25 protein-coding genes are annotated in these 21,177 nt (G+C 60.4%); 12 read left to right on the plus strand and 13 right to left on the minus strand.

Going from position 1 to position 21,177, the window contains the following annotated elements; all coding sequences use genetic code 11:
- Positions 1-197: 197 nt before the first annotated feature.
- The gene (locus J7413_RS12765) at positions 198-395 is read right to left on the minus strand and encodes a hypothetical protein (protein WP_209098746.1); all 198 of its coding nucleotides are present in this window, start codon (positions 393-395) and stop codon (positions 198-200) included.
- 306 nt (positions 396-701) lie between these two features.
- On the opposite strand from J7413_RS12765, the gene J7413_RS12770 reads away from it, so the two are divergent.
- On the plus strand, positions 702-1,109 hold the full coding sequence (locus tag J7413_RS12770) for a group III truncated hemoglobin (RefSeq protein WP_209098749.1): 408 nt from the start codon (positions 702-704) through the stop codon (positions 1,107-1,109).
- 76 nt (positions 1,110-1,185) lie between these two features.
- On the opposite strand, the gene J7413_RS12775 is transcribed toward J7413_RS12770, so the two are convergent.
- Entirely contained in the window at positions 1,186-2,181 is a 996-nt protein-coding gene (locus tag J7413_RS12775) for a TIGR01620 family protein (RefSeq protein WP_209098751.1), read from the minus strand.
- Positions 2,178-3,590, minus strand: a complete 1,413-nt coding sequence (locus tag J7413_RS12780; protein ID WP_209098753.1) for a YcjX family protein — start codon at positions 3,588-3,590, stop codon at positions 2,178-2,180. Before J7413_RS12780 ends, J7413_RS12775 begins: the two co-directional genes overlap by 4 nt.
- Before the next feature lie 107 nt (positions 3,591-3,697).
- Here J7413_RS12780 and truA point away from each other — a divergent pair, with 107 nt between their 5' ends.
- Together truA and J7413_RS12790 are read left to right on the plus strand one after the other, a co-directional pair.
- Positions 3,698-4,462, plus strand: a complete 765-nt coding sequence (gene truA / locus J7413_RS12785) for a tRNA pseudouridine(38-40) synthase TruA (RefSeq protein ID WP_209098755.1) — start codon at positions 3,698-3,700, stop codon at positions 4,460-4,462.
- 150 nt (positions 4,463-4,612) lie between these two features.
- On the plus strand, positions 4,613-5,734 hold the full coding sequence (locus J7413_RS12790; protein WP_209098757.1) for a beta-ketoacyl-ACP synthase III: 1,122 nt from the start codon (positions 4,613-4,615) through the stop codon (positions 5,732-5,734).
- 403 nt (positions 5,735-6,137) lie between these two features.
- Here J7413_RS12790 and J7413_RS12795 read toward each other — a convergent pair whose 3' ends face one another.
- Together J7413_RS12795 and J7413_RS12800 are read right to left on the minus strand one after the other, a co-directional pair.
- A complete protein-coding gene (locus tag J7413_RS12795) occupies positions 6,138-7,013 on the minus strand; it encodes a LuxR C-terminal-related transcriptional regulator (RefSeq protein WP_209098759.1) in 876 nt (291 codons plus the stop codon).
- Between the two features lie 3 nt (positions 7,014-7,016).
- Entirely contained in the window at positions 7,017-7,472 is a 456-nt protein-coding gene (locus J7413_RS12800; RefSeq protein WP_209098762.1) for a hypothetical protein, read from the minus strand.
- A 401-nt stretch (positions 7,473-7,873) separates the two neighbouring features.
- On the opposite strand from J7413_RS12800, the gene J7413_RS12805 reads away from it, so the two are divergent.
- A complete protein-coding gene (locus J7413_RS12805; protein ID WP_209098764.1) occupies positions 7,874-8,476 on the plus strand; it encodes a thymidine kinase in 603 nt (200 codons plus the stop codon).
- A 49-nt stretch (positions 8,477-8,525) separates the two neighbouring features.
- On the opposite strand, the gene J7413_RS12810 is transcribed toward J7413_RS12805, so the two are convergent.
- The 4 genes from J7413_RS12810 to J7413_RS12825 are packed head-to-tail and all read right to left on the minus strand — an operon-like array spanning position 8,526 to position 11,153.
- Positions 8,526-9,479 (minus strand): D-glycerate dehydrogenase, encoded by a 954-nt coding sequence (locus J7413_RS12810; protein WP_209098766.1) that lies wholly within the window; start codon positions 9,477-9,479, stop codon positions 8,526-8,528.
- The gene (locus tag J7413_RS12815; protein ID WP_209098769.1) at positions 9,476-9,814 is read right to left on the minus strand and encodes a tRNA-binding protein; all 339 of its coding nucleotides are present in this window, start codon (positions 9,812-9,814) and stop codon (positions 9,476-9,478) included. Before J7413_RS12815 ends, J7413_RS12810 begins: the two co-directional genes overlap by 4 nt.
- Positions 9,807-10,622 carry a pyrroline-5-carboxylate reductase gene (gene proC / locus J7413_RS12820; RefSeq protein ID WP_209098771.1) on the minus strand — a complete coding sequence of 272 codons (816 nt, stop codon included), beginning with the start codon at positions 10,620-10,622 and terminating at the stop codon, positions 9,807-9,809. The genes J7413_RS12815 and proC overlap by 8 nt, the downstream gene beginning before the upstream one ends.
- 30 nt (positions 10,623-10,652) lie before the next feature.
- Complete coding sequence (locus tag J7413_RS12825; RefSeq protein ID WP_209098773.1) at positions 10,653-11,153, minus strand: YbjN domain-containing protein; 501 nt, start codon at positions 11,151-11,153, stop codon at positions 10,653-10,655.
- A gap of 261 nt (positions 11,154-11,414) precedes the next feature.
- On the opposite strand from J7413_RS12825, the gene J7413_RS12830 reads away from it, so the two are divergent.
- Positions 11,415-12,239, plus strand: coding sequence for a PhzF family phenazine biosynthesis protein (locus tag J7413_RS12830; RefSeq protein ID WP_209098776.1), 825 nt, complete (start codon positions 11,415-11,417; stop codon positions 12,237-12,239).
- 60 nt (positions 12,240-12,299) lie between these two features.
- Here the strand turns inward: J7413_RS12830 and J7413_RS12835 are convergent, their stop codons facing one another.
- On the minus strand, positions 12,300-12,539 hold the full coding sequence (locus J7413_RS12835) for an accessory factor UbiK family protein (protein ID WP_058239539.1): 240 nt from the start codon (positions 12,537-12,539) through the stop codon (positions 12,300-12,302).
- A 110-nt stretch (positions 12,540-12,649) separates the two neighbouring features.
- Between J7413_RS12835 and lgt the strand changes: the two genes are divergently transcribed.
- From lgt to J7413_RS12865, 6 genes are all read left to right on the plus strand, one after another.
- Complete coding sequence (gene lgt, locus J7413_RS12840; RefSeq protein WP_209098779.1) at positions 12,650-13,546, plus strand: prolipoprotein diacylglyceryl transferase; 897 nt, start codon at positions 12,650-12,652, stop codon at positions 13,544-13,546.
- On the plus strand, positions 13,543-14,601 hold the full coding sequence (locus tag J7413_RS12845; protein WP_209098781.1) for an SAM-dependent methyltransferase: 1,059 nt from the start codon (positions 13,543-13,545) through the stop codon (positions 14,599-14,601). The genes lgt and J7413_RS12845 overlap by 4 nt, the downstream gene beginning before the upstream one ends.
- Positions 14,598-15,356: a peptidoglycan editing factor PgeF gene (gene pgeF / locus J7413_RS12850; RefSeq protein ID WP_209098784.1), complete on the plus strand. Its 759-nt coding sequence runs from the start codon at positions 14,598-14,600 to the stop codon at positions 15,354-15,356. The genes J7413_RS12845 and pgeF overlap by 4 nt, the downstream gene beginning before the upstream one ends.
- 244 nt (positions 15,357-15,600) lie before the next feature.
- Positions 15,601-15,741, plus strand: a complete 141-nt coding sequence (locus J7413_RS12855; RefSeq protein WP_209098786.1) for a hypothetical protein — start codon at positions 15,601-15,603, stop codon at positions 15,739-15,741.
- 206 nt (positions 15,742-15,947) lie between these two features.
- Positions 15,948-16,439 carry a 5-(carboxyamino)imidazole ribonucleotide mutase gene (gene purE, locus J7413_RS12860; protein WP_209098788.1) on the plus strand — a complete coding sequence of 164 codons (492 nt, stop codon included), beginning with the start codon at positions 15,948-15,950 and terminating at the stop codon, positions 16,437-16,439.
- Positions 16,432-17,511, plus strand: a complete 1,080-nt coding sequence (locus J7413_RS12865) for a 5-(carboxyamino)imidazole ribonucleotide synthase (RefSeq protein ID WP_209098789.1) — start codon at positions 16,432-16,434, stop codon at positions 17,509-17,511. The genes purE and J7413_RS12865 overlap by 8 nt, the downstream gene beginning before the upstream one ends.
- Positions 17,512-17,624: 113 nt before the next feature.
- Here J7413_RS12865 and J7413_RS12870 read toward each other — a convergent pair whose 3' ends face one another.
- Both J7413_RS12870 and J7413_RS12875 read right to left on the minus strand, forming a co-directional pair.
- The gene (locus J7413_RS12870; RefSeq protein WP_209098791.1) at positions 17,625-18,767 is read right to left on the minus strand and encodes an alpha-D-ribose 1-methylphosphonate 5-triphosphate diphosphatase; all 1,143 of its coding nucleotides are present in this window, start codon (positions 18,765-18,767) and stop codon (positions 17,625-17,627) included.
- Positions 18,757-19,629, minus strand: a complete 873-nt coding sequence (locus J7413_RS12875) for an alpha/beta fold hydrolase (protein WP_247743525.1) — start codon at positions 19,627-19,629, stop codon at positions 18,757-18,759. The genes J7413_RS12870 and J7413_RS12875 overlap by 11 nt, the downstream gene beginning before the upstream one ends.
- Positions 19,630-19,740: 111 nt before the next feature.
- On the opposite strand from J7413_RS12875, the gene J7413_RS12880 reads away from it, so the two are divergent.
- Complete coding sequence (locus J7413_RS12880) at positions 19,741-20,190, plus strand: NUDIX hydrolase (RefSeq protein WP_209098796.1); 450 nt, start codon at positions 19,741-19,743, stop codon at positions 20,188-20,190.
- Between the two features lie 4 nt (positions 20,191-20,194).
- On the opposite strand, the gene J7413_RS12885 is transcribed toward J7413_RS12880, so the two are convergent.
- Positions 20,195-21,058, minus strand: a complete 864-nt coding sequence (locus tag J7413_RS12885) for a DMT family transporter (RefSeq protein WP_209098799.1) — start codon at positions 21,056-21,058, stop codon at positions 20,195-20,197.
- Positions 21,059-21,177 lie beyond the last annotated feature (119 nt).

The raw sequence follows: 21,177 nt of genomic DNA on the forward strand, positions 1-21,177 counted from the left end.
CGAATCTCACCCCGACCAAACAAAAAGAGGGCACGCAAAGCGTCCCCTCTTCCCGCGTATGTGATTGGCTGGCTGGATCTGGCTGCGTGGCTGGCCCACAGGTTGCCCCGGGTGCTGGCTGCGTCGCGTGATCTGGCGCGCTGGTCACTTTCTCTGAGCGGCCCGTTTGTACAGGCCAACCGCGAGTGGATGGCAAATCAGGCGGCTTGACCTTCAAAGCTGCCACACCAGTCGTTGCTCTTCACAACTGGCCAATGTGCGTCACCGTGCATTTCCTCTTCGGTCAGGAAAGTAGGCGCGCTGAAACGGCACAGACCACCGGCTTCCTTCGCGGATGTCTCTTTTACTGCGGCGTTGTCAAAAAAGGCGCATACGTTGCAAGCTTTATCAGTCATCTTCGTCTTCCTTTTGCTGTTCAGATCCACAACTGGCTGGCGTTCTGCTGGCTGTGTCGAACCTGATGGCTGATGAGACCCTGGCGAATCTCTAAGTTGAACTACACCAATAGGTATATAAGAACGATTCTAAACACAAGGTTATTTTTGTTTGTTTTCAATTGGTTGACTAATTCACTCAACAACATTTCCTGAGAAAAACACTTGCTGCATGCCCTATAAAAAGACTCACGAAATGCCGCATGGACACAGACGTCCTTGTGGGGCAGACACAGCCCATGCACGCACAGGCAAAAGGATCCCCCAATGGCACCCCTGCCTCCGAAGTTTGACATAAGCCGCCCTGAAATCGCCCGCGTCGTCGCCGCCTTCTATGAAAGCGTGCGCCAACATCCCGGACTTGGTCCCGTCTTTGCTGTGCATGTCGCGGACTGGCCGAGCCACGAAGCCAAGGTGACGGATTTCTGGGCCAATGCGATCCTTTATGAACGCAGCTACGATGGCAATCCGCTGAAAGTGCACCGCGACGCAGGCAACGTCCGCCCAGGCATGTTTGAAACCTGGCTCGCGCTGTTTGAGATGACCCTGCGCAGCGAGCTGACCTCGGATCAGGCCGCCGCTTGGTCTGAATTAGCCCATCGCATCGGCCGCTCTTTGCGCGCTGGTGTGGTGGAAAAAACCAAAGGCCCCGGCGGCATCCCAATCCTGCGCTGAGCCACCTCACATTGCTCTTTCCGTAAATATACCCGCCACGCCAATGGCGCAGCGGGCTGCCGATCATACGTCCAGCTCAGCTGTCTTTGGCAAACAGCCCGGTCAGCGCCCGCTTCACAAGCCCCGCCACGCTCGGCTTTCGCCCAGCGCCAAAGGGCAACGGGCGACAGACCTCCATCGCGGCCACCCCCACCCGCGCGGTCAGCGCACCATTCACAATGCCTTCTCCAAAGCGACGGCTCAATTTGGCCATCGCGCCACCACCCGCCATCGTGCCAATCAGATCATCCCCCGCCGCAACCGCGCCCGTCGCCACCAGATGTGTCATCACGGCGCGGAACAATCGCCAGCTGCCCAGCGTGCCAGACCGTCCGCCGTATATCTCTGCAATCCGCCGGATCATGCGCACATTCGCTGTCAGCGCCGCCACCACATCAGCCAGCGCCAGCGGCACCAGCGCTGTCACCGCCGCCACCTGCCGCGCCGCGGCCTCCACTTCCCGCTGAGCCGCCGTGTCCAAAGGCGTCATCAAACTCTGCTCCGCCAGCGCGACCAACGCATCTGCATCCAGCACCTCTTCGCGCCGTTTCGCCAGATCGTCCCGCGCCCAGGCCAGATCCTCCCGCCCGCGATAAAACCGCAACAGCTCATCCACAATGCCGCGCGCCTGCCCCATGTCATGGGCCCGCGCCGCCGCCTCCACACGCGCCTTCAGCCCATCCACACGCCGCAAACGCGCCAGCCCCGCCAGCTCTTTCAGCACAATCAGCAGTGCCACCAACAGCGCCGCCACCCCAACAGCGGTGACCGCCCATCCCAACACTGGGAAACGCGCCACCAATCCGGTGGCAAAATCCCAGGCAGCAACCGATACAGCAGCGCCAAGGAACGCCCCCACCAACGCCCAGAACAGGCGCGCCAACCGCGAAGGTTTGCGCGCAGCAAGCCGTGCGGCCACCTGCATCGCCTGCCCGCTTGGCGCCTCAATCGCCAGATCAGGCACCGGCGCAGCCTCCGCCACTTCCGGGGCCGGACGATCTTCCAGATCAATCAGGACTGGACCTTTGCTCACAACAAATCTCCCACCAAAAACTGCGCCGCCCGGTCGAGCCGGATGTGCGGTGGCCCTTCTCCGGGGCGCAATGTGTTGGCCGCAGGGGCAAAGCGCATGATCTGGTAATCCTGATCGAGCCACGCTGCAGCCCCCGTCTTCGCCGCATGTAACAACACCGTCGGATCCTCCGGCAATGTGCCCGGATAAAATGCAGCCTGCCGCCCATCTGCCAGCAATCGCCCGCGCACACAGTCCAGCGTCGCACCGTCATGGGGCACGCTTTCTTCAACCGTGGCCCGCAAGGACGCCAGCGAAAGCGCCTCGGTCTGCGCGCCTGCAAATTGCGCCCGATTCGCGGCCTCTCGTGTCAACGCCTGCATGATCGCTGTCAGCTGCGGATGCTGGCTGTGATGCAAATGATCCGCCTTGGTGGCCGCAAACAGGATCTTCTCCACCCGCTTGCCGCCCAAAAGCCGGGTCAACCAGGCATTGCGGCCGGGGCGAAACGCCGTCAGCGTGTCCGCCAACCCACCGCGCAGATCCTCCAGCGCCCGTGGTCCCGCGTGGATCGCACCCAATGCGTCCACCAGCACCACTTGCCGGTCGATCCGCGCAAAATGATCGCGAAAAAACGGCTTCACCACCTGCGCCTTATAGGCTTCAAACCGTTTCTCAAACACACGCCACAGACTGCCCCGCGCGGGCTTCTCCGCCTCCCGCAGCGGCGCAAATGTGAGCACAGGAGAGCCCGCCAAATCCCCGGGCAGCAAAAACCGCCCCGGCGCGCAATCGGAATAGCCCGCCTGCCGCGCGCTCTGCAGATATTCAGTGAAGGCCGCCGCCAGATCCTGCGCCTTTGGCTCATCCAGCGCCGCCGTGCCCTCTGTCACTGAAAGCAGCCCAAGATATTCCGCCGCCTCTTCGCGCCCTGCGATCCGCGTCAAAACCTCCGCACTCCACTGCGCAAAACTCTTGTCCATCAGGCCCAGATCAAGCAGCCATTCACCGGGATAATCCACAATATCCAGATGCACCGTCCGCGCGCCCTGAAGTCCGGCCAGCAATCCATTGGGCCGCACCCGCAACGACACCCGCAATTCGCTGATCGCCCGCGTGCTTTCAGGCCACTGTGGCTGTGCCCCCGTCATCTGCGCCAGATGACGCTCAAACTCAAACCGCGGCACCAGCTGATCTGGCTGCGGCTGCAAAAACGCCGCCTCAATGCGCCCCTCCGCTGCTGCCGCCAACTGCGGCATACGCCCACGATCCAGCAGATTGGCCACCAGCGATGTGATGAAAACCGTCTTGCCAGAGCGCGCAAGCCCGGTCACTCCCAGCCGCACCACCGGTTCAAACACGCTGCTGACCCCGTCGGCCACCGCTTCAACCTGCCGCGCGATCCCATCTGTAAGTGTGCTTATAACCAATAGCTTGGGCCCTTTGCCTGTTTGCCCCAACCTATGCAGCGGCTCCCCGCATTTCCAGTGGTGAGAATGGCTTCAAATTTCCCCCCAAGTGCGGTAGCTGGACGACCATGCCCAGATATGCCCTCCAAGTCGAATACCACGGCGCCCCTTTCGCAGGCTGGCAACGCCAGGCCGATCAACCCTCTGTTCAGGGGGCCATTGAGGCCGCCCTGGCCAAGCTTGAGCGCCGCGACCACACCATCGCCGCCGCAGGCCGCACCGATGCGGGCGTGCATGGCCTGGCACAGGTGGCGCATTGCGACATGGAAAAAGACTGGGATCCCTTCCGGCTGTCTGAGGCGCTGAATTTTCAGCTAAAGCCAGACCCTGTGGCCATCGTGAATGCCGCCAAAGTGGATGACGACTGGCACGCCCGGTTTTCCGCCACCGAGCGGCGCTACCTCTTCCGCATCCTCATGCGCCGCGCCCCCGCCACGCATGAGGCCGGGTTGGTCTGGCAGGTCAAACATGATCTGGATGTGGCCGCGATGCAGGCCGGGGCGGATCGGCTGATCGGCAACCATGATTTCACCACCTTCCGCAGCTCCATCTGTCAGGCAGCAAGCCCGCAGAAAACCCTCGATGAGCTGCGGGTTGAGCGCGTGGAAACAATCGGCGGCCCGGAAATCCACTTCCACGTGCGGGCGCGCTCCTTTCTGCACAATCAGGTGCGCAGCTTTGTCGGCACGCTGGAGCGTGTCGGCGCAGGCGCATGGACCCCGGATGATGTGACCGCCGCACTTGAGGCCCGCGACCGCGCCGCCTGCGGGCCAGTCTGCCCGCCACAGGGGCTCTATCTGGCAGGGGTCACTTACCCCGACGCCCCCTTCTAAGCAGCTGCGCCCTTAACGATCGAAGGTCCGAGAGGCCCTCCACCCCTTCAAAATCAGGGCGCAGCGCGCAAAGTGACCAAGGGGAAACTCTTGACCTTTGCGCCCAATTCCATGCTAGCTGCGCGGCACAGGAAACTCTTGAGGGCCATCATGTTCAAGCCAGCCATCACCGGCACCGGTGTGTTCACACCTGACCAAACCATCACCAACGATGAGCTGGTCGCAAGCTTCAACGCCTATGCCGACAAAATGAACGCGCAGAACGCGGCCGCCATTGAGGCCGGCGAGATGGAGCCGATGCAGCATTCCTCAAGCGAATTCATCTACAAAGCTTCCGGCATCAAACAGCGCCATGTGCTCGACAAAGAGGGCGTGCTGAACCCGGACGTCATGCACCCCCAGCTGCGCCAACGCGCGGATGATGAACCCTCTGTGATGACCGAAATGGCCGTCGATGCCTGTAAAAAAGCGCTGACACAGGCACAGATTGACGCCTCAGAAATTGATCTGGTGATCTGCGCCGCCTCCAATATGGAGCGTGCCTACCCCGCCGTGGCCATCGAAATTCAAAAAGAACTCGGCGCGGGCGGCTTTGCCTTTGACATGAATGTCGCCTGTTCTTCCGCCACCTTTGGCCTTCAGGCCGCCGCCGATATGGTGCGCGCAGGCTCCGTACGCAAGGCCATCGTGGTGAACCCGGAAATCTGCACCGGACATTTGGAGTGGCGTGACCGGGATTGCCACTTCATCTTTGGCGATGTGGCCACCGCAACCGTCGTGGAACGCAGCGAAGATGCCAAAGGCGCATTCTTTGAGATCATCTCCACACGCTGTGCCACGGAATTCTCCAACAACATCCGCAACAACAACGGCTTCCTGCGCCGCTCCCGCCCAGATGGCGTCGCAGATCGTCGCGACATGCAATTTATGCAAAACGGCCGCAAAGTGTTCAAGGAAGTGGTCCCCATGGTCTCCGCTCACATGCTTGCCCACCTTGCAGACGAAGGCATTGCACCGGACAACCTGCGCCGCCTCTGGCTGCATCAGGCCAACAAATCCATGAACGATTTCATCGGTAAAAAAGTCTTGGGGCGTACCCCTGAAAACGGTGAGCAGCCTAACATTCTACAAGACTACGCCAATACCTCTTCAGCCGGGTCGATCATCGCATTTTCAAAGTTCTCTGATGATCTCGAATCTGGGGACTATGGGGTCATTTGTTCGTTTGGCGCGGGCTACTCAGTGGGTTCCGTGCTCGTCAAGCGGCATTAAGTCGCTGCGATTCGAACTGGTTTGTGTACCACCGTGCACAAACTACCATAAATGACAGCCAAAAGTGCGATACCTATCATAATTGACAGCTCTCTCATCTGTGATGAGCAGGTTTCCCCCACCAGACTCACGCTACGTAATGCGATAGCATAGTCCATGGAGGGAGCTGTTGTTTCGCCGCGGTGCTACCCCAGGCGCCCTGAGGCAATAGGTTCGAGAGGTGATAGTTTACTGATCCCCTTCTACTCTGTGCTGTCCCGTGCAGAGTTGTATTGCACACCCGTGCACATATTATCCGTGTATGTCTTTTTATGACGTGTAGGTGCCTCGGTCTTACCGAGGCACCTTTTTTTCGGGGGCTTCAAATCAACGATGGCCTAAAAAAATCATTTAATATCAAACACTAATCGTACCTGACCCGATGTGTAGCACCGGGTGGCACGTCCATTTCCACAAGAATTCCGGCTTCTTCGTTGTGCATCCGGTTCAGCGGATCTTTCACAAGCCCTGCACTCATAGCGAGCGCGGCCAAGTCTGCGCGATTGGCCAGACCGGTCTTGGCCAGAATGTTCTTCATCCGTTGCCGCACCGCAGAAACAGAAATATCCAGCTTTTGTGCAATCATTTTATCTTGCAGCCCCGCGCCGATCATCTCCAACAGCTCACGCTGCTTGTCAGAAATTTGGTTTCGCTGGGTGAATTCCGCCGCAAAATGAGCGAGATACCGCTGATGCCCCATCATTGCGACAGTATTTAGGACCCATCCATGGGTCTGAATGATGTGACGCATCTCGCGTTTGGAGTGATCTCCACAGAAGGTGATCAAAGCCGCCTGCGGAGGCGCATTCAAACGCAAAGGAATGGAAAATCCGGCCCGCATCCCATGCTCCGCAGCTTCTTTCAAAACCTGATACCGCTGCTGCGGGATATGGTGAAATTCATCTGCAAACTCCAAGCCAACCGCGATGGGGGTCAGGCAGTTGATCGCATGCGTTCGGAAATAGCTCCACTTAGACACTTCTGGATCATTGTTGTGCGCATTGAGCCAGCTGCTGTCGTAAGACGTGCGAATAAACAGGGTACGCTGCCAGTTGGAAAAGTTATTGGCACAGATAAAATCAATACATGGCAGGTTCAGCGTGCGCCCCACCTCCACGATCAACTGCCAGACTTCCGCAGACGTCTGGGTGGTTTCCAGATCAGCCAGAAACCCGTGCAACAGTTCCGGTGTGTGACGTTCCGCCGCCAATAGCGGCCTGCGCCCAGCCTCCTCGACCATCGGTTAAGAAATTTCCTCTTCCAAATGCAACTTCATATCCACCAACACCTGCTGCAATGCAGCTGTTTCCCGCAGCAGACGCTTGGCCTCTGACACTGTGATAATGCCATCTTCAATCGATTGGTTGTATTCCGCCATCAATAAGGCAAATCGCTGACTCAGCAAAATCACGTCTGAGTTCACCCCGCCTTTGCCATGCGCCGGACGGCAGCCATCATGGTTCAACGAGTTGCCCCGCAGCTCAGCCAAGGCAGAGGTGACATGCGGATAGGACGCCGCCTCCTCAAGCGCAGCCACAGCATCAATCGGCATGAAACGCTCCGCGTGCTCAGCATGGCTTGAGTAATAGCGTCCAAGCGTAGCCTTTGATTTCCCGGTCAGCGCACAGGCAGCTTCTATGCCCACATCCTTCACCAACGCCTCGGAATGCTTCTTCAGATAACTGTGCACAACACTCATTTGGTCTTCCCAACCCATTGATTGATCAAGCGCACTTCATCCCACAGTCCCACATGCGGGGAAAGGTACTTTTGTTTTCCCAGTATCGAATAAACCCTATTTTTGGCATGTGAGAAAGGCCGGAAGCGTTTCCTCCGGCACGATCAGGTTTCGGTGAGTGGTACCGAACCAGAGGAAAGCGGTGGAAATCTGCGTGGAAATCCATCGCCGGCCAATGGCCGCGCGACCCGGCAATCATCCCCATTTGGCCCTGCCAAAGTGCACCGGGTCGCGTTTTTTGCAGCGCGTGTTTACCTCGCCCTACACCCGAATTGGCATCTCTGCACCGCTCTCTGACTTTTTGGCACAGCCACAAACGCAGCCCCTTGCGCCCTTTGATGGTTGCGGCCTATCACGCGCCCATGGCCAAGCTCTACTTTCAGTACTCCACAATGAACGCCGGCAAATCCACCGTGCTTTTGCAGGCATCCCACAACTACAAAGAGCGCGGCATGCAGACCTATCTGCTCACCGCAAGACTGGATCACCGCGCAGGCGCAGGCCGCATCGCCTCGCGCATCGGCATTTCAGAGCCCGCTGACACGTTTGAAGCCACCTCTGACCTCTATGCAAAGATTGAAACCCGCAAGGCGCAAGGTGAGATCGCCTGCGTCTTCATCGATGAAGCCCAGTTTCTGAGCGAGGCGCAGGTCTGGCAACTGGCGCGGGTTGTCGATGATCTGAAAATTCCCATCATGTGCTACGGCCTGAGGGTTGATTTTCAAGGCCAGCTGTTCCCCGGCTCCGCCGCGCTGCTAGCTCTGGCAGACGAAATGCGCGAAGTGCGCACCATCTGCCACTGCGGTAAGAAGGCCACCATGGTCATACGTCAGGACGAGGCAGGCAACGTGCTGCGCGAGGGCGCTCAGGTCCAAATCGGCGGCAACGAAAGCTATGTCTCTCTCTGCCGCCGTCACTGGCGCGCCGCGATGGGCGATGTGGCCAAAGACGCAACCAATACCTAGGATAGCCCCAGCCACACCCGCTCAAGGGGCGTGGCCCTTGCTTAAACCGTCACACCAGATTGGGCGGTGTCTGCCCCCGATCAAAGGCGATCAGGTTGTCCACAGCCATCATGCCCATCTGTGTGCGCACCTCCAATGCAGCCGTGCCCAGATGCGGCAGCAGCGTCACATTTTCCAGCTTGCGCAACGCCTCTGGCACTTTGGGTTCAAACTCATAAACATCCAGCCCAGCGCCGCCGATCTCTTCGGCTTGCAGCGCCGCAATCAAAGCAGCCTCCTGCACCACTTCCCCGCGCGAGATATTGATGAAATGCGCATACTTCGGCATCGCGGCAAACACGTCAGCATCAAACAGATGCTGCGTATCTGCTCCACCCGGCACCGCCGCCACCAACACATCGACCTGCGCCGCAAGCGCTGTTAGCTCCGCCACGCGATCCGCCGGGAACGGCAGATCTTTTTCAGAGCGGTTCCAGTATTTCACCGCCATGCCAAAGCCGAAATGACAACGCGCCGCAATCGCCTGCCCAATCCGGCCCATGCCCACGATGCCCACTGTTTTGCCGCTCAGGTGCAGGCCCAGCATCTGCGTGGGGTGCCAGCCGCGCCATTGGCCTGACCGCACCAACCGCTCGCCTTCGCCCGCACGCCGCGCGCTCATCAGCATCAGGGTCATCGCCACATCCGCCGTCGCATCGGTCACAGCGCCCGGCGTGTTGGTCACCACCACCCCCGCCGCCTTAGCCGCCTGCGTATCAATGTGATTGAACCCAACCCCAAAATTCGCAAGCAATTTGGTGCGTGGCGTGCCCACATCCGCAAACACACGGGCATCAAACGCATCGCCAAGCGTGGGCAACACCAGATCAAAATTGCGCAACGCATCGCGCAGCTCATCCGCCTGCATCGGTAGGTTGTTGAGCCGCACCGTCACCGAAAACTGCGCCCGCGCCGCCGCCAGAACATCGTCAGGCAAGGGCCGTGTGATCAAAAGGTCCTTCAATGCATCCGCCCCCCATTTGGCACAGGCCCATCCGGGCCAATCAAAGTGATCTCACCCGCCGCATCCGGCAGTCCAAGCACCAGAATTTCGGACATGAATTTGCCGATCTGGCGCGGCGGGAAATTCACCACCGCCATCACCTGTTTGCCGATCAGCCCATCGGGATTGTAATGCGCCGTGATCTGGGCAGAGCTTTTGCGCACGCCAATCTCATCGCCAAAATCCACCCAAAGCTTGATCGCCGGTTTGCGCGCCTCAGGGTAGTCTTCGGCCCGCACCACCGTGCCGACACGAATATCAACCTTTTGAAAGTCCTCAAAACTGATCTCACCCATTGGCCAGCTCCCGGCTACGGTCTGCCGCGGCCCCCACAGTTTTGATCATCAACGGCGGCAACCCTGTTGAAGTGTCCATCAGCACCTCAAGCCCGGCCTGCGTGGTGCCATTGGGACTGGTCACATTCACACGCAACTGTGCCGGGCTGTCTTCTGCCATCTCGGCCAGCGCGCCCGCACCTGCAACCGTTGCCTTGGCCAATGCCATAGACAGCTCGGGCGACAAGCCCTGCGCTTCCCCCGCAGCCGCCATGCACTCAATCATATGAAACACATAGGCCGGGCCAGAGCCGCTCAGCCCCGTCACCGCATCCATCTGGTTTTCGGTCTCAAGGCGCACCACCTGCCCCACAGCAGACAACAGCGCTTCGGCGGCAATCAAACCAGCTTCCCCGGCAGGGCCATTGCCCACAATCGCGGTGATGCCCTTGCCCACCGCCGCTGGCGTGTTGGGCATGGCGCGCACAATCGGGGTGTCTGCGCCCAAAATCTCTTCGTAAGTGCCAATGGAAATCCCGGCGGCCACCGAAACAAACAACGTCTCGCCATTGCCCATCGCCGCCAAGACAGGCAGCGCATCAGCCATCATCTGAGGCTTAACGGCAATCAGAACCACCGCAGGCGCGGCGGGCAGCGCAGCATTCACATGCACACCGCTGTGCTGAACCCAATCACTCGGATGTGGATCCTGCACCCAGACCGAGCCCGCAGGCAGCCCATCCGCCAGCCAGCCCTGCAACATCGCAGAGCCCATCTTGCCACACCCCAAAAGCACCAGCCCGCGTGCGGCAACCAATTCCATGTCCATGAAAGCCCCCTATCCGTTTGGGGGCAAGTGTTACGCCCGGCCGTAGGCCTCTGCAATGGCAACTTGCATCGCATCTTTCACAGTTCGCTCGCCCCAGACAACAAGCTGGAAAGCCGGGTAGAACCGCTCGGCATTTTGCACCGCACTGCGGATCATCGTGTCAATCTGATCCGGGCTCGCCACCTGACCGCCCGTCAATACCAGCCCGTAGCGGTAAATCATCAACTGCTGCTTCTCCCAGTAAGTAAACGCCCCGGCCCAGCATTCATCGTTCACCGCATTGATGGTCTCATAGAGCTGGGGCAGCTTTTCTTTGGGCGGCTCCGCCTCATAGGAGCACACCATGCGCAAAGTCTCATCATAGGCGGACCAGGCCAGGGTGATGGAATAGGTCTTCCATTGCCCCTCAACCGCCATCGCGATCTGATCGTCCGCGATCCGCTCAAAATTCCAGTCCCGCACCTCTGCGATATGCTCAACGATATCGATCGGATGCAGGTCTTCTTCCAGAAACTGCTCTGATAATGCCATGGCGCCACCTCGTTTTGCTATCGCGCGGGGATTGGCAGCTCCCCTAACGCTTGGTGCCTGCTCTAGGACCTGTGGAAAACTCCACCATCCTTACAACATATGGTGCGGTGCCCTTAAGGATGTGTAAAGCAAAATATCTGTGGATAACGCAATAAGTTGTGGATTAAAGTGATCTAAGCACAAGTCTTCGCCAACTGGTGCAAGACCCAAAGAGGGGCTGTGCCAAACACCCGGTTTTTCCTGAGACTCCAAGAGGATAACATGCAGCCCACCCAATTTCCCTATGCACAGGTGGACGTGTTCACCGACAGCCCAAGTTACGGCAATCCGCTGGCTGTGGTCAGCAACGCCGCCGCCCTCAGCTCCGCGCAAATGGCCCAGCTCGCCCATTGGACCAACCTCAGCGAAACCAGTTTTCTGCTGCCCCCATCAGAGCCTTCTGCGGACTACCGCGTGCGGATTTTTACGCCCTTGCAAGAGCTGCCCTTTGCCGGCCACCCGACACTCGGAAGCGCGCAGGTCTGGCTCAATCAGGGCGGCGTACCCAAGGGCCGCGACATTGTGCAAGAGTGCGGCGCGGGCCTGATCCGCATTCGTCGCGAGGGCGAGCACCTCTTCTTCAGGGCCCCGCCCCTCACCCGCAGCGGCGCATTGGATGCAGACACCCGCACCCGTGCCATCAAGGGCCTCGGGCTCACTGACACCGATATCCTGGATGCTGCATGGGTCGACAATGGCCCCGGCTGGGCCGCGCTTTTGCTGCAAGATCGCGCCACCGCCATGGCCATCACCCCCGACTACAGCGTGTTGAACGGCCTGCGCATCGGCGTCGTCGCCCCGGCACAGGACACCGATTTTGAGGTCCGCGCCTTCTCCGCAGGTGGGTTTGAAGATCCCGTCACCGGCAGTCTCAACGCAGGCATCGCCCAATGGCTCATCGGTTCTTGCCACGCTGCGCCCAATTACATCGCCGCCCAAGGCACCGCCTTGGGGCGCAAAGGCCGCGTGCATGTGCAAAGCGATGGGGCCGAAATCTGGGTCGGTGGCGCGGTGCAAAGCTGTGTGGAAGGCACCATCCGTCTCTGAAACAAAAAGGGCCAGCCCATCGGCCAGCCCCATTCGGTCTGTCATGTAAAGCCTTACGCCTTACTTACCTTCCAGCGCCTCGATCCGGGCCTTCAGGGCTTCGTTTTCTTCGCGGGCCTTCTGCGCCATGGCGCGCACCGCGTCAAATTCCTCGCGGGTGACAAAATCGCGATCCGCCAGCCAACGGTCCATCAGCGATTTCATCGCGTTTTCCGCCTCATCCTTGGCGCCCTGAGCCACACCCATGGCGTTGGTCATCAGCTGAGACATGTCGTCCATGAATTTGTTCCGGGTCTGCATCGCTCTCTCCGCATTGTGATCCTGCCCCCTATATGGGCACCAACGCCCGCAGACACAAGGTTGACTTTGTCGCGCGCACCCGGCCATTTGGGCCACAAACGGAGAGGCACATGAGCGGACAAATTCCCTTCCCCAACATCTCACCAGAGATCTTTGCGATTTCCGCCTTCGGCATGGAATTTGCACTGCGCTGGTATGCGTTGGCCTATATTGTCGGCATCCTGATCGGCTGGCGTATTGTGGTCGCCACCGTCAAACGCGCCGCGCTCTGGCCAAACAACACGGCGCCCATCACCGCCCAACAGGTCGAAGACCTGCTCAGCTGGGTCATTCTCGGCGTGATCCTTGGCGGCCGCCTCGGCTATGTGCTGTTTTACAAACCCGCCTTCTACCTCGCCAATCCGGGCGACATCATCCGCATCTGGGATGGCGGCATGGCCTTTCACGGCGGGATGTTGGGCGTGATCCTCGCAGGCTTCCTCTATTGCCGCAAATATGACCTGCGCCCGATGCAGGTGGGCGACGCCATGGCGCTTGGCGTGCCGGTCGGCCTGTTTCTCGGCCGGATCGCCAACTTCATTAATGCCGAGCTCTGGGGCCGCCCCACCGATCTGCCATGGGGCGTGATCTTCCCCGGTCAGGCCGCGCAGGATTGCGGCCAACTGGTGGCCTATTGCGCGCGCCACCCCTCCCAGCTCTATGAAGCCCTCATGGAAGGCGTGATCCTTGGCAGCCTCATGTTGTGGCTCGCCTATCGCCGTGGCGCCCTCAAACGCCCCGGCACCCTGATCGGCACCTTCCTCGCAGGCTACGGCACCGCGCGCTTCCTTGTGGAGTTTGTCCGCCAGCCCGACGCCCAGTTCATTTCACCGGGCAACCCACTCGGCCTCGCGTTGCAGATGAACGGCTACGGCTTCACCATGGGCCAGCTGCTCTCGCTGCCGATGATCGCGCTTGGCCTCTACCTCATACTGCGCGCCCGCCCCGTGCCTGCCCCCGCCACATGAACAAACTCACGCAGCACCTCCTCGCCCGGATTGAGGCCTACGGCCCCATGACCGTGGCGGATTTCATGGGCGAGGCGCTGCTGCATCCCACCTTGGGCTATTACACAACCCGCGATCCCCTGGGCACCGCAGGTGATTTCACCACCGCGCCGGAGATCAGCCAGATGTTTGGCGAACTCATTGGCCTGTCGCTGGCGCAGGCCTGGCTTGATCAAGGCACCCCTGCCCCCTTCACACTGGCCGAACTCGGCCCCGGGCGCGGCACACTCATGGCCGACATCCTGCGCGCCACCCGCGCGGTGCCGGGCTTTCACGCTGCCGCCCAAATCCACCTTGTGGAAGCGTCCCCAACCCTGCGTGCCAAACAGCGCGACACCCTCGGCGATCAAGTCACATGGCACGACAGCCTCGACACCCTGCCAGATCAGCCGCTCTATCTTGTCGCCAATGAGTTCTTTGACGCCCTCCCAATCCGCCAATATCAGCGTGGCGCAGAGGGCTGGCACGAGCGCCTGATTGCCATGCGTGACGGCACACTTGCCTTCGCTTTGGGGCCAGAGCTGCCGCAACCCCATCTCACGCACCGCCTCGCCGATACAGTGCAAGACAACATCGTCGAAACCTGCCCTCAAGCCGCCGCCATTGCCGATCAAATCGGCACCCGCATCCGCGACACAGGCGGCGTGGCACTCGTGATTGACTACGGCGATTGGCGCGCGCAGGGCGACACCCTGCAAGCCCTGCAAGATCACGCCTTTATCGACCCGCTGACCGCGCCGGGCGCAAGCGACCTCACCGCCCATGTGGATTTTGAGGCTTTGGCGCAGGCCGCCCCCTGCGCCCACAGCCGCCTCACACCCCAAGGCGTGTTTCTGGAGCGCCTCGGCATCACCGCCCGCGCACAGGCACTGGCCACACGGCTCACCGGCGCGGCGCTTGACAGCCACATCGCCGCACATCGCCGCTTGACGCACCCCGAGGAAATGGGAAACCTGTTCAAAGTCCTCGCGCTCTTCCCAGAAGGCGGCACACCCCCAGCAGGATGCACCACATGACACTTGAGATACTCACCTCTGATTTGCTTGGCCCTGTGCATCATGGCTTTTTCACCCGCCGTGGCGGTGCGTCCTCCGGCATCTTTGAGGGGCTCAACTGCGGTGTCGGCAGCTCCGATCAATCCGAAATTGTCGCCATCAACCGCCAGCGCGTGGCCGAGGCGATGGAGGTCGACATCGCCCATCTGGCCTCCGTACATCAGGTGCATTCCCCCGATGCCTACACAGCAACAGGCCCAATCAAAGGCGAACGCCCGCGCGCGGACGCGATTGTCACCAATCAGCCCGGCCTCGCACTGTCCATTCTGACAGCGGATTGCCAGCCCGTGCTGTTTTCTGACCCCGATGCCGGTGTGATTGGCGCAGCCCATGCCGGTTGGCGCGGCGCCCGCGATGGCGTGATGGAAGCCACACTCGATGCGATGGAGGCCCTCGGCGCCACTCGCACTAACATCAACGCCGTCATTGGCCCCTGCATCAGCCAAAGCGCCTATGAGGTTGGCCCCGAGTTTCTCGACAATTTTCTCTCTGAAGACGCAGACAACCGCCGCTTCTTTGCCCCGGGCGAGGGCGACCGCATGCTGTTTGATCTGCCCGCTTACGGCCTGCATCGCCTGAAACAGGCAGGTGTTGGCGCTGCGGAGTGGATTCGCCATTGCACCTATGCAGACCCGGCCAGATTCTACTCTTACCGGCGCACCACCCACGCCAAAGAGGCCGACTACGGCCGCCTGATCTCCTGCATTCGCCTCTAAAAACGCGACAAATTTAATTAAAATGCAGCGCTACTTTGTGTCCGAAAACACATCACGCCTCTCGCAGAGGCCATAAACAAAGGCCGCTTCTGCGAAACAATGCCCCGCGCCCCTTGGGATTATCGTCTAATTTTCCTAAAATCTGACCAATCTCGCCGCATCTCTGCCCCAATTCAGCAAGAAACTGATCTCAAGTTGGAAACAATAGACCCAACAAGGGTCAGAACGACCAAGGAGAGCAGAGATGAAAACCCAGAGCCGCTTTATCAAATCCGTTGTTGCCGCATCCAAGGCTGACGCCCCTCAAATGCCTTGGGCCCGTGGCCAACGTCGCGCCGCCTTCATTGCCAAACGCAAAGGCCTGACGCTCAAAAAAGTCGCTTAACAGGCGCACCCTTCCCAATTCATGCAAGACGCCTCGCGCCAGTCGCGGGGTGTTTTGCATTTGTGCCCCGCAATCCCAGGCATATGCGCAATTCATGACACAGTTTTTGCGTCTCATCCTCCTATTTGCGCAAAGCCCACCGGCTCCGTTGCTTAAATCCCGAAACCGTCTATAACGCTGGCCAAATTCTCATGTCAGAGGCGCATATGACGGACACACCTCAAGTCGGCATCATCATGGGCAGCCAATCCGATTGGCCCACCATGAAAGAAGCAGCCACCATTCTGGAAGAGCTGGGCATTTCCTACGAGAAGAAGATCGTTTCTGCCCACCGCACCCCAGATCGCCTCTGGTCTTATGGCAAAGAAGCCGCCGATCGCGGCCTGCAGGTCATCATCGCTGGCGCAGGCGGTGCGGCCCATCTGCCCGGCATGATGGCCTCCAAAACGCGCGTTCCTGTGGTGGGCGTGCCGGTGCAAACCCGCGCCCTCTCTGGCGTGGATAGCCTCTATTCCATCGTCCAAATGCCCAAAGGCTTCCCTGTGGCCACCATGGCCATTGGTGCAGCCGGTGCCGCCAACGCGGGCCTCATGGCCGCTGGCATTCTGGCCCTGCAAGATCCAGACCTCGCCACCCGCCTTGATGCGTGGCGCGATGCCCTCTCGGCCTCTATCCCGGATGAACCCCAAGATGACTAAGCCCCTTCCTCTCGGTTCCACCATCGGTATCCTTGGCGGTGGCCAGCTCGGCCGCATGCTCTCCGTGGCCGCCTCTCGTCTGGGCTACAAAACCTGCATCTATGAACCCGGCGGCGATTGCCCCGCCAGCCACGTGGCCAACTACCACTTCCAGAAAAGCTACGACGATGCCGAGGCCCTGCGCGCCTTTGCAGAGTCTGTGGATGTGATCACCTATGAGTTTGAGAACATCCCCACTTCCGCGCTCGACATCCTTGAAGCTCATGTGCCGATCCACCCGGGCCGCGAAGCCCTGCGTGTCAGCCAGGACCGCCTGACGGAAAAAACCTTCCTGCGCGAGCTGGGCCTGAAAACCGCGCCTTTCGCAGACGTGACGGATGCAGACACCATGACCGCCGCCGTGGCCGAAATCGGCGCACCTGCGATCCTGAAAACCCGTCGCTTTGGCTATGACGGCAAAGGTCAGGCCCGCCTGAAAACCGCCGCCGATGCCGAGGCTGCCCTCGCCGATATGGCCGGCGCCCCCGCCCTTCTGGAAGGCTTTGTGGACTTCTCCCACGAAGTTTCCGTGATTGCCGCACGCGGCATCGACGGACAGGTTGCCTGCTTTGATCCGGGCGAAAACGTGCACGCTGATGGCATCCTGCGCACCACCACCGTGCCCGCCCGCCTCACCGCCGCTCAGCGCATGGACGCGGTGCTGCTCGCCGCCAACATCCTGAACGCGCTGGAGTATGTTGGCGTCATGGGTGTGGAGCTCTTCGTCACATCCGAGGGCCTCATCGTCAATGAAATCGCCCCGCGTGTGCACAATTCCGGCCACTGGACCCAAAACGGCTGCGCAGTGGACCAGTTCGAACAACACATCCGCGCTGTGGTGGGCCTGCCTCTGGGCGACGGCCAGCGTCACAGCGATGTGGTCATGGAAAACCTGATTGGCGACGACATGGACCAGCTGCCAACCTTATTGACCGAGCGCGACACCGCCGTACATCTTTACGGCAAGTCAGAGGTCAAAGCAGGCCGAAAAATGGGCCACGTCAACCGCATCAAAGCCGACGCGACCAAATAACACGTCAAGGCGCACTCAAAGGGCCCTGTCACGGGGCCCCGCCTTCTCATTCGCCAAATATCCTGGGGTAGCCACATCATAGATGTGGCAGGGGCGAAGCCCCCCTCTTTCCCTCAGGCCGCCATAAACCGCGCTGCGACCTCACCTGCCATATGGCTCACTCGGCCCGCCACCAGCGTTGCGCCAATGCGCCCGTCCGGCCCCATAACAATCAAATCCGCGCGTTTGCCCGCCTCCAGCGTGCCGCGATCTGAGAGGCCCAGCACCGCTGCAGGCCGCGCCGAGATCAGCGCCCAGCCCGTCGCCAGATCACAGATCCCATCCGCCACCATGCGCAACACCGCCTGTTTGGGGGCTGGATAGTGATAATCAGACGCGAGCGCATCCACCAATCCGTCAGCCACAAGATCCGCCGCTGTCACATTGCCGGAATGGCTGCCGCCACGCACCACATTGGGCGCGCCCATCACCACCGGGTCGCCCGCCGCCTGCGCCGCCTCTGCCGCCTCCCGCGTCTCGGGAAACTCGCTGATGCGCAGCCCACGCGTCCGCCAAAAAGTGCGCGTTTCAGCCGTATCATCATCATGACTGCCCAGCCGCACGCCACGCGCCGCCAATCGCGCCGCCAGCCCGGCCACCGCCTCTGGCACTGCCTCTCGCGCCTCATGTAGCTCTTTGAGCAGCGCCAGATGGGCCTCAGGGCTGCGCCCGCTTTTCAGCGCCTGCCCAGTCAGTCTGGGGGGCTTCTTGCCCTTCTCCAGCGCCGCATGCGGCAGGTGGTCATTAAACACCACATAGGGCACGTCATGCGCCGCAACCGCCGCCTCAAACGCCGCGTAGTCAGACAACAAATGGCTCTCAAAGCGCAGCTGCACACGCATATCCGTCAACAGCCCCTCAGCCGCCGCCAGCGCATCAAGAAAGCGCTGCGCAAATGCCGGGCCGCGCATGCCACCCTCCCAGCTCCAGAACTGGGCCAAAACGGCGGTGGTGATGCCATTGGCCGCAAGCTCCGCATCCGCAGACAAAAGCCCTTCGCCAAGATTTTTCATCGCCCCACGCCGCGGTGCCAGATGGCGCTCAAACCCGTCTCCATGCAGATCCACAATGCCCGGCAAAACCTGAAAACCGCTCAGATCCACCTGACGGCCGCCACCACTTTCGGCAATCACGCCATCCTTGAGCGCCAAGGCCCCCTGCTCAAGCCCGTCAGGGCGCAAAACCTCTGCGCCCACCAGCTCCAGATCACGTGTCATCGGCACCGGCGCCCTCTGCATCATCCGCGTCCAGATCTCCGTCTCCGTCCCAGTCGGTGTATTTCTCGATCCAGTCAAAGAAATCGTCACCTTCACTTTCGGCACAGCCCTCGGCGGTACAGTCATCATCCACCAGACGCTGCAACTCACGCAACGCCGCCTGCGCATCGCCCCAATGCAACTCTGGATCAAACTGCCCATGGGCCAGAAACTCACGGGTCTGCGCGATCACCATGGGATTGTTCATCATGAATGTATGCGTCACCGGCAATTCAATATGGTCATTCATCCCCGCCACTTTCGTGCTCTCAACCGAGACTTTGCCATCATCGGGCCCCTCAATCAGGCTAGAGAAATACGGGTTGAGCGACCGTGTGCCGGCAATCACTCCCAGATCAAAATCCACCGGCGGCAGATCACTGGGCAAGCCATCCGTGCCCAGCTCCATCCCCGCCGGACCATTCAGCCACTCAAACGGGGCCAGATTGCGCAGCTCATCCACCACCTCACTGCCTTTGTTGGGTGGCCCCAACATCACCACACGGCCGAGGTTCTCCGGCTTATGATTGACAAACCACACGCGGGTCAGAATGCCGCCCATGGAATGGGTCACAAAATGCACTTTGCGTTCGCCACATTGCGCCACCGCATCGGGGAGGGTGCTGTGGGCCAGATCCGCAATCTCATCCTCGGTGGAGGGGTAGCCCTGACGCACCACCTCAAAGCCATAGCGCTCCAACGCAAGCTCCATCACCAGAAAGGAGCTTTCCGTGCGCGCCAGCCCGTGCAACAGAACCACACACTCCTCTGCAGCCGTGTCTTCTTTCTCACCGGGCGACGTGCCCAGCACAGGCACCGCCATCAGCGGCAACAGCGCGGCCAAGGCAGCTATTTTGTAGATCAATCTGGTCATGGTCTTGAGATAGGCTTTCCGCGCGCTCTACAAAAGAAGAAACCTAACGGAACTTTATTTATGTCCTCGCCCCGCCTCGCCGCCCGCGCCATCATCCTGCAAGACGACAAGCTGCTGCTTGTGAATGCCTACCCGGAGGGTCAGAGCGATCTTTGGTGCGTGCCCGGCGGTGGGGTGGAGCGCCACAGCTCGCTGAAAGAAAATCTCGCCCGCGAAGTCTGGGAAGAATGCGGCCTCACAGTCGCCGTGCATGATCCCTGCCTGATCAATGAATTTCATGATCCAGAGGGCAGCTTTCATCAGGTCGACATCTACTTCCGCTGCACCATCATCAAAGGCGCGCTGTCTGACGATTGGAAAGACCCGGAAAACATCGTCACCACCCGGCGGTTTTTCACGCGGGAAGATTTGGCGCAGGTGCCGTTTAAACCTGACAGCCTGCCGGATGTGGCTTGGGGCGGTGGCCTCACATATGACCCGCTCGAACCGATTGTGAGACCTTCAAAATAGCGCTTCACGCCTTGCGCATGGAAACCAGCACGCCCCCGATCACCAGCGCTGCCGCGCTGACAAACCGCAACGTCAGCGGCTCCGCCAGAAACACCATGCCCCCCGCCATGGCGATCACCGGCACCGTCAGCTGCGCCACCGCCGCGCGGCTCGCGCCCAGCCCCGGCAGGATCGCATACCACAAAGCATATCCAAGGCCCGAAGTGATCACACCAGAAATCACCGCCAACGCCACGCCCTGCCCGCTCAGCGCCGCGGCACCACTGATCCCAATCTCGCCAGCCAGTCCCCAGCTCAGCAAAACCGCCACCGGCGCTGCCAGAATGAAATTCATTGCCGTGGCTTGCGTCGCATCCGCTTCTTTGCGCCCCTGCAACGAATAAATGCCCCAGCCAAACCCCGCCAATGCCATCGCGGCGGCATGCGCCACCGACACCGCCGCCCCCGCACCGCCGTCAATGCCCGGCGCAAGCAGCCAGATCAGCCCCGCCAGCGCCAACCCAGCGCCCAGCCAGCGAGTCATCGGCACCTCTTCATGTGCAAGCACCGCGCCGCCAAACATGGTGATCTGCACCACACCAAACAGGATCAGCGCCCCAAGCCCGGCATCCAGCCCACGATAGGCCACGGAAAATCCGAAAATGTAGGCCAGCAGCCCGGCAACGGCCACGCCCCGGCCAAAGCCGCCAATCGCAAAGCCACGCTTCTGCCAGGCAATCAGCGCCGCCAGCGCCAGCGCGCCAGATGCAAGCCGGATCACGCCAAAACTCATGGCATCCATGCCCATACTGCCCACGGCGGCACGGTTCAAAACGGAATTTGCGGCAAACGCCGTCATGGTCAGGGCGGTCAAAAGCAGAAGTCTCATGCCGCCCTGAGTGACACGCGTGGCCGAGACGAGCAAGCCATCCCGACCACGCGCAGCCCCAAGTGTCGCGACCGGACCAAAGCCGCACACAGGGGGCCGGGCCTACTGCAAGGTTGCGG

This window comes from Shimia sp. R10_1 (assembly GCF_017744095.1).
Lineage (GTDB): Bacteria > Pseudomonadota > Alphaproteobacteria > Rhodobacterales > Rhodobacteraceae > Shimia.

Excerpts from the sequence above, each read along its gene's own strand:
- J7413_RS12765 (WP_209098746.1), bottom strand. The coding sequence starts at position 395 with ATGACTGATAAAGCTTGCAACGTATGCGCCTTTTTTGACAACGCCGCA.
- J7413_RS12770 (WP_209098749.1), top strand. The coding sequence starts at position 702 with ATGGCACCCCTGCCTCCGAAGTTTGACATAAGCCGCCCTGAAATCGCC.
- truA (WP_209098755.1), top strand. The coding sequence starts at position 3,698 with ATGCCCAGATATGCCCTCCAAGTCGAATACCACGGCGCCCCTTTCGCA.
- J7413_RS12790 (WP_209098757.1), top strand. The coding sequence starts at position 4,613 with ATGTTCAAGCCAGCCATCACCGGCACCGGTGTGTTCACACCTGACCAA.
- J7413_RS12795 (WP_209098759.1), bottom strand. The coding sequence starts at position 7,013 with ATGGTCGAGGAGGCTGGGCGCAGGCCGCTATTGGCGGCGGAACGTCAC.
- J7413_RS12800 (WP_209098762.1), bottom strand. The coding sequence starts at position 7,472 with ATGAGTGTTGTGCACAGTTATCTGAAGAAGCATTCCGAGGCGTTGGTG.
- J7413_RS12805 (WP_209098764.1), top strand. The coding sequence starts at position 7,874 with ATGGCCAAGCTCTACTTTCAGTACTCCACAATGAACGCCGGCAAATCC.
- J7413_RS12815 (WP_209098769.1), bottom strand. The coding sequence starts at position 9,814 with ATGGGTGAGATCAGTTTTGAGGACTTTCAAAAGGTTGATATTCGTGTC.
- proC (WP_209098771.1), bottom strand. The coding sequence starts at position 10,622 with ATGGACATGGAATTGGTTGCCGCACGCGGGCTGGTGCTTTTGGGGTGT.
- J7413_RS12825 (WP_209098773.1), bottom strand. The coding sequence starts at position 11,153 with ATGGCATTATCAGAGCAGTTTCTGGAAGAAGACCTGCATCCGATCGAT.
- J7413_RS12830 (WP_209098776.1), top strand. The coding sequence starts at position 11,415 with ATGCAGCCCACCCAATTTCCCTATGCACAGGTGGACGTGTTCACCGAC.
- J7413_RS12835 (WP_058239539.1), bottom strand. The coding sequence starts at position 12,539 with ATGCAGACCCGGAACAAATTCATGGACGACATGTCTCAGCTGATGACC.
- lgt (WP_209098779.1), top strand. The coding sequence starts at position 12,650 with ATGAGCGGACAAATTCCCTTCCCCAACATCTCACCAGAGATCTTTGCG.
- J7413_RS12845 (WP_209098781.1), top strand. The coding sequence starts at position 13,543 with ATGAACAAACTCACGCAGCACCTCCTCGCCCGGATTGAGGCCTACGGC.
- pgeF (WP_209098784.1), top strand. The coding sequence starts at position 14,598 with ATGACACTTGAGATACTCACCTCTGATTTGCTTGGCCCTGTGCATCAT.
- J7413_RS12855 (WP_209098786.1), top strand. The coding sequence starts at position 15,601 with ATGAAAACCCAGAGCCGCTTTATCAAATCCGTTGTTGCCGCATCCAAG.
- purE (WP_209098788.1), top strand. The coding sequence starts at position 15,948 with ATGACGGACACACCTCAAGTCGGCATCATCATGGGCAGCCAATCCGAT.
- J7413_RS12865 (WP_209098789.1), top strand. The coding sequence starts at position 16,432 with ATGACTAAGCCCCTTCCTCTCGGTTCCACCATCGGTATCCTTGGCGGT.
- J7413_RS12870 (WP_209098791.1), bottom strand. The coding sequence starts at position 18,767 with ATGACACGTGATCTGGAGCTGGTGGGCGCAGAGGTTTTGCGCCCTGAC.
- J7413_RS12875 (WP_247743525.1), bottom strand. The coding sequence starts at position 19,629 with ATGGCGGTGCCTGTGCTGGGCACGTCGCCCGGTGAGAAAGAAGACACG.
- J7413_RS12880 (WP_209098796.1), top strand. The coding sequence starts at position 19,741 with ATGTCCTCGCCCCGCCTCGCCGCCCGCGCCATCATCCTGCAAGACGAC.
- J7413_RS12885 (WP_209098799.1), bottom strand. The coding sequence starts at position 21,058 with ATGAGACTTCTGCTTTTGACCGCCCTGACCATGACGGCGTTTGCCGCA.